The organism is Novosphingobium sp. LASN5T, from assembly GCF_003856955.1.
In the GTDB taxonomy this organism is placed as follows: Bacteria; Pseudomonadota; Alphaproteobacteria; order Sphingomonadales; family Sphingomonadaceae; genus Novosphingobium.
Genome location: NZ_RQSI01000012.1, coordinates 124493 through 130929, shown reverse-complemented (window position 1 = coordinate 130929; position 6437 = coordinate 124493). Strand labels below are relative to the sequence as shown.

Genomic DNA, 6437 nt, shown 5'->3' with positions numbered 1-6437 from the left:
CGGCCCCTGCCGCGCCGCCGGCGCCGCCCCCGGCCGCGCCCGCCGCATCGCGCGAAACGCGCCAGGAATTGCAGGCACGTCTGCTGCGCGAGGCCGAGGAAGCCCGTCTCGCCGCGCTGGAGGCCGCCAACCGCCGCGAACAGGAAGAACGCCAGCGCGCGGTGGACGAAGAGCGTCGCCGCGCCGAGGAAAACCGCAAGGCAGACGAAGCGCCCGCGCCCGCCGCGCCGGAACCGCAGCCCGAACCCGTGGCCGAGGCGGCTCCCCCGGTGGAAACCCCGGCCGCTGCGCCGGCTGCTCCCGCTGTTGTGGAAGAGCAAGCCGCGCCGTCGGCGAACACGGGTAGTGCGACGCCCGCACCCGCGCCGCGCCGCTTTACCCCGGTTGCTCCGGTCAAGCGGCCCGAACCGCCGAAGAAGCCGCAGCAGCGTGACAAGAACGCGGTGGACCGTCGCCAGGCGGGCAAGCTGACCGTCACGCGCGCGCTGAACGAGGATGAGGGCGCCCGCGCCCGTTCGCTCGCGGCGCTGAAGCGCGCCCGCGAAAAGGAACGCCGCGCGCATTATGCCGGCCAGCAGCACCAGCGTGAAAAGCAGGTGCGCGACGTGATCGTGCCCGAAGCGATCACGGTGCAGGACCTGGCGAACCGCATGGCCGAAAAGGCGGCGGACCTCGTCAAGGCGCTGTTCAAGATGGGCATGATGGTCACCATCAACCAGACCATCGACCAGGATACCGCCGAACTGCTGGTCACCGAATTCGGCCACAACATCCAGCGCGTCAACGAAAGCGATGTCGATATCGATACCGCCGCCGACGTCGATGCGGATGAAACGCTGAAGACGCGCCCGCCCGTGGTGGCCATCATGGGCCACGTCGATCACGGCAAGACCTCGCTGCTTGACGCGCTGCGCGGAACCGACGTGGTGCGCGGCGAAGCCGGCGGCATCACGCAGCACATCGGGGCCTATCAGATCAAGACCAAGGGGGGCGACTATGTCACCTTCCTCGATACGCCGGGCCACGAAGCCTTCACCGAAATGCGGATGCGCGGCGCCAACGTCACCGATATCGTCATCCTCGTGGTGGCGGGCGACGACGGGCTGATGCCGCAGACGATCGAGGCGATCAACCACACCAAGGCGGCCGGCGTGCCGATGATCGTGGCGATCACCAAGAGCGACAAGCCGGAATTCAATCCGCAGAAGATCCGCGAACGCCTGCTCGAGCACGAAATCATCGTCGAAGAGATGTCGGGCGACGTGCAGGACGTGGAAGTTTCCGCCAAGACCGGCGCCGGGCTGGACGAGCTGATCGAGAAGATCCTGCTCCAGGCGGAACTGATGGAGCTGAAAGCCAACCCCGATCGCGCGGCGGAAGCCACTGTGATCGAGGCCAAGCTCGACAAGGGCAAGGGGCCGCTGGCCACCGTGCTGATCAACCGCGGCACGCTGCGGGTTGGCGACATCCTCGTCGTCGGCACCCAGTCCGGCCGCGTGCGTGCCATGCTGGACGACAAGGGCCGGCAGGTGAAGGCCGCGCCGCCCGCGCTGCCGGTGGAAGTGCTGGGAATCGGCGGCGTGCCGATGGCCGGCGATACGCTGACCGTGGTCGAGAATGAGGCCCGCGCTCGCGAAGTGGCCGCCTACCGTCAGGAAAAGGCGACCGCCAAGCGCACGACGACCGCCCCGTCCAGCATCGAGAACATGTTCTCCGCGCTCGCCGCGAAGAACACCGTGATCGAATACCCGCTGGTGGTGAAGGCGGACGTGCAGGGGTCCACCGAAGCGATCGTCAACGCGCTCAACCGTATCTCGACCGACGAGATCAAGGTGCGCATCCTCAATTCGGGCGTCGGCGCGATCACCGAAAGCGATGTCATGCTGGCGCAGGCCAGCGGGGCGCCGATCGTGGGCTTCAACGTCCGTCCGAACGCCAAGGCGCGCGAACTGATCGAACGCAACAAGGTGCGGCTGAAGTATCACGACGTGATCTACCAGCTGACCGACGACATCCGTTCGGAAATGGCCGGCGAGCTTGGACCCGAACGGATCGAAACCGTGGTCGGTCGCGCGGAGATCAAGGAAGTGTTCCCGGCGGGCAAGAAGGACAAGGCAGCCGGTCTGCTGGTTCTGGAAGGCTATATCCGCAAGGGCATCAACGCCCGTCTTACGCGCAACGACGTCATCGTCAGCAAGACCGTCATCGCATCGCTGCGCCGCTTCAAGGACGACGTGCCGGAAGTGCGCGCGGGGCTGGAATGCGGCGTGGTGCTGCAGGACACCAACGACATCAAGCCGGGCGACATGCTCGAAGTGTTCGAGGTGGAAGAGCGCGAACGCACGCTCTGATCCTTACCCGATCGACACACAAAACGCCGGAGCAGCCGAAGGGCCGCTCCGGCGTTTTTGTTTGGGGGGCTCGGCTTTGCGGGCACATGGCGTGGAGGCCCACCCCGTTACGACTAGCGCCGCCTGCGGCGACGCAAGTCTCACTCCCCTCCCGCTTGCGGGAGGGGCCGGGGGTGGGGCACGCCCCGCGATCCAATCCCCCCCAACGAAAGGCGATGATGTCGCCTTACCCTAGGCGTTCGTCATTGCGAGCGTAGCGAAACAATCCAGAGCGGCTTGAGGGTGACTCTGGATTGCTTCGTCGACTGCTTCTCCTCGCAATGACGATGGTGATTTTGCAAAAAACGTAAACGCCAAAAGAAAAGAGGCCCGCGTTGCCGCGAGCCTCTGTTTCTTTTCCGGTGAAGGCCGATCAGTCGTCGGACTTCAGGAACGCCGGCATGTGATCGGGGGCCGGGCCGTCGTCGCGATCGCGGCGCGGGCCGCGGTCGCCATCACGGCGGGGGCCGCGATCACCGCGACCGCCACGGTCGCCGCGCGGGCCACGGCGGTCACCACGGTCGCCACGATCACCGCGATCGCCACGCGGTTCGCGCGGTTCACGGGGCGGGCGGGTGTCTTCGAGTTCCGCGCCGGTTTCCTGATCGACCACGCGCATCGATAGGCGGACCTTGCCGCGCTGGTCGATTTCGAGAACCTTGACGAAGACGTCCTGGCCTTCCTTGACCACATCGGTCGGCTTCTCGACGCGCTCGTTCTTCATTTCGGAGACGTGGACGAGACCGTCCTTGCCGCCCATGAAGTTCACGAAAGCGCCGAAATCGACGATGTTGACGACCTTGCCCTTGTAGACCTTGCCCACTTCGGCCTCGGCCACGATGCCGATGATCCAGTTCTTGGCGGCCTCGATCTGCGACAGGTCGGACGAGCTGATCTTGATCAGGCCTTCGTCGTCGATGTCGACCTTGGCGCCGGTGGTGGCCACGATCTCGCGGATCACCTTGCCGCCGGTGCCGATCACGTCACGGATCTTCGACTTGTCGATCGAGATCGTTTCGATGCGCGGGGCATGGGCCGAAAGCTCGGTGCGGACTTCGCCCAGGGCCTTGGTCATTTCACCCAGGATGTGCGCGCGGCCTTCCTTGGCCTGCGCCAGCGCGGTCGCGAAGATTTCCTTCGTGATGCCGGCCACCTTGATGTCCATCTGCATCGTGGTGATGCCTTCGCTGGTGCCGGCCACCTTGAAGTCCATGTCGCCGAGATGGTCCTCGTCGCCCAGGATGTCCGAAAGGACCGCGAACTTGTCGCCTTCCAGGATCAGGCCCATCGCGATGCCCGAAACCGGGCGCACGATCGGGACGCCCGCGTCCATCATCGAAAGACAGCCGCCGCACACGGTCGCCATCGAGGACGAACCGTTCGATTCCGTGACGTCCGACAGGACGCGGATCGTGTAGGGGAAGTCTTCCTTCGACGGCAGCACCGGGTGCAGCGCGCGCCATGCCAGCTTGCCGTGGCCCACTTCGCGGCGGCCCGGGGCGCCGAAGCGGCCCACTTCGCCGACCGAATAGGGCGGGAAGTTGTAGTGCAGCATGAAGCTTTCGTAGCGCAGGCCGTCGAGGCCGTCGATCATCTGCTCGGCGTCCTTGGTGCCCAGCGTGGTGGTGCAGATCGTCTGCGTTTCACCGCGCGTGAACAGCGCCGAACCGTGCGTGCGCGGCAGGAAGCCGACGATGCTTTCGATCGGGCGGACCTGCGTGACCGTGCGGCCGTCGATGCGCTGGCCGTCCTTGAGGATGGCGGTGCGCACGATGTCGGCCTCGACCTTCTTCAGGGTCTTGATCGCGACCATCTGGGTCTGCGGGGTCTCGTCGGAGAAGGCTTCCTTCGCCTTGGCGCGGGCTGCGTTGAGCGCGTCCGAGCGGGCCGACTTGTTGGTCAGCTTGTAGGCGGCGGCGATATCCTTGCCGACCAGGCTCTTGAGCTTCTTCTTGATGTCCGCGGTGTTGTCGGTGAGATCGATTTCCCACGGATCCTTCGCGGCCTTTTCGGCCAGCTCAATGATCGCAGCGACGACCTTGCGGCTTTCGTCATGGGCGAACATGACCGCGCCGAGCATTTCGTCCTCGGTCAGTTCCTTGGCTTCCGATTCCACCATCATCACGGCGGTATCGGTAGCGGCGACGACCAGATCGAGGCGGCCTTCGGCGACTTCGGCTGAAGACGGGTTCAGCTGGTATTCGCCGTCCTTGAAGCCGACGCGCGCGGCGCCGATCGGCCCCATGAAGGGCACGCCCGAGATCGTGAGCGCGGCCGAAGCGGCGATCATCGCGACGATATCGGGTTCGGTCTCGCCGTCATAGCTCAGCACCTGGGCGATGACGTTGATTTCGTTGTAGAAGCCTTCGGGGAACAGCGGACGGACCGGGCGGTCGATCAGGCGGGAAACCAGCGTTTCCTTTTCCGTGGCGCCGCGTTCGCGCTTGAAGAAGCCACCGGGGATGCGGCCGGCGGCGGAATACTTTTCCTGGTAGTGGACGGTCAGCGGGAAGAAGTCCTGCCCTTCCTTCACCGACTTGGCGGCCGTGACCGCGCAGAGCACGACTGTTTCGCCATAGGTGGCGAGGACCGCGCCGTCAGCCTGACGGGCAATGCGGCCGGTTTCGAGGGTGAGGGTCTTTCCGCCCCACTCCAGCGATACGGTTTTGACGTCGAACATTTCGTTTCCTTCAGCCCGCGCGCCCTATTGCATCGCGGGGTTTGCTGCCGGGGAATCCCGTCCCGGTCCGGTGCGGGGCCATTGATCGTGCCCCAGAGGCCACTCGCCGGATTGCGAGCCAGGCCCAAAAGCAAAAGCGGCCCGCTAGGGGCCGCTCCGCTTGGTTACTTGCGCAGACCGAGCTTCTGGATCAGCGCGTTGTAGCGCTCGACATCCTTCTTCTTCAGGTAGTCGAGCAGGCTGCGGCGCTTGTTGACCATCTGCAGCAGGCCACGGCGGGAATGGTTGTCCTTGTGGTGGCTCTTGAAGTGTTCGGTCAGCGTCTGGATACGGCTGGTGAGGATCGCCACCTGGACTTCCGGCGAGCCGGTGTCGTTCGCCGCGCGGGCGTTGCTCTGGATGACTTCCTGCTTCTTTTCAGCGGTAATCGACATATTCTTACTCCGCGACATCCTTCAAAGGTTGAAACCCCGCACCACGATCAGGCTTCCGCCCGAAAGCTCCACCAGCGCGACCGGCACTCTGCCGTGGCGCGCCCAGTATAGCCCGTCGTGAAAGGGCAACCCGGCCAGAACGCGGCCCTGACGGACCGCTCTTGCCTGTTCCGGGTCAAGGTCAAGAGCCGGGATGTCGACCAGCCCTGCCTCCAGCGGCAAGATCACGTTCTCAAGTGGCGCGCCTTTACCCACATCGTTCAATTTGTCCAGCGAAATCGCGTGATCCAGCCCGAACGGGCCGGCGCGCAGGCGGCGCAGCATGGTGACGTGCCCGACCGTGCCGAGCGCCCGCGCGATATCGCGCGCGAGGCTGCGGATGTAGGTGCCCTTCGAGACGTGCGCAACGAGGGTGACCTCCTCGACCGGTTCCTCCCCGTGGGCGAGGATATCCAGCGCATGGACCGTTACCGCGCGCGCTTTCAGTTCCACCGCTTCGCCCGCGCGGGCGCGGTCGTAGGCGCGCTGGCCATCGACCATCAGCGCCGAATAGGCGGGCGGCACCTGCTCGATCGGGCCGGTGAAGCGCGGCAGGATGGCATGAAGGGCGGCGAGGGTAGGGCGCACCACGCTTTCGGCGATGACGCTACCTTCCAGGTCCAGCGTGTCGGTTTCGCTGCCGAAACGGATGGTGAAGGCATATTCCTTGCTGGCATCCAGCATCCGCCCGCACAGCTTGGTCGCTTCGCCCACCGCGATGGGCAGGATGCCCGAGGCGAGCGGATCGAGCGTGCCGCCATGGCCGACCTTCGCCTTGCCGAGCCCCGCCTGCCGCAGGTTGCGTTTTACCGCAGCCACGGCCTGGGTTGAACCCAGGCCGATCGGCTTGTCGAGGATGATCCACCCGTTCGTCATGGCCCGGCGCCATAGAGC

The 6437-nt window shown here is 65.5% G+C and carries 4 protein-coding genes; 1 reads left to right on the top strand and 3 read right to left on the bottom strand.

Going from position 1 to position 6437, the window contains the following annotated elements:
- Positions 1–2351 (top strand): translation initiation factor IF-2 (gene infB / locus EH199_RS10415; RefSeq protein ID WP_223806605.1); only part of this gene is annotated, 2351 nt, incomplete at its 5' end.
- Between the two features lie 412 nt (positions 2352–2763).
- On the opposite strand, the gene pnp is transcribed toward infB, so the two are convergent.
- From pnp to truB, 3 genes are all read right to left on the bottom strand, one after another.
- Positions 2764–5070: a polyribonucleotide nucleotidyltransferase gene (pnp, locus tag EH199_RS10410; protein WP_124809183.1), complete on the bottom strand. Its 2307-nt coding sequence runs from the start codon at positions 5068–5070 to the stop codon at positions 2764–2766.
- A 164-nt stretch (positions 5071–5234) separates the two neighbouring features.
- Positions 5235–5504 carry a 30S ribosomal protein S15 gene (gene rpsO / locus EH199_RS10405; protein ID WP_124809182.1) on the bottom strand — a complete coding sequence of 90 codons (270 nt, stop codon included), beginning with the start codon at positions 5502–5504 and terminating at the stop codon, positions 5235–5237.
- A gap of 21 nt (positions 5505–5525) precedes the next feature.
- Positions 5526–6419 (bottom strand): tRNA pseudouridine(55) synthase TruB, encoded by an 894-nt coding sequence (gene truB, locus EH199_RS10400; protein ID WP_124809181.1) that lies wholly within the window; start codon positions 6417–6419, stop codon positions 5526–5528.
- Positions 6420–6437 lie beyond the last annotated feature (18 nt).

What these genes read in the sequence shown, in the direction of transcription:
- pnp (WP_124809183.1), bottom strand. Translation starts at nt 5,070, where the DNA reads ATGTTCGACGTCAAAACCGTATCGCTGGAGTGGGGCGGAAAGACCCTC.
- rpsO (WP_124809182.1), bottom strand. Translation starts at nt 5,504, where the DNA reads ATGTCGATTACCGCTGAAAAGAAGCAGGAAGTCATCCAGAGCAACGCC.
- truB (WP_124809181.1), bottom strand. Translation starts at nt 6,419, where the DNA reads ATGACGAACGGGTGGATCATCCTCGACAAGCCGATCGGCCTGGGTTCA.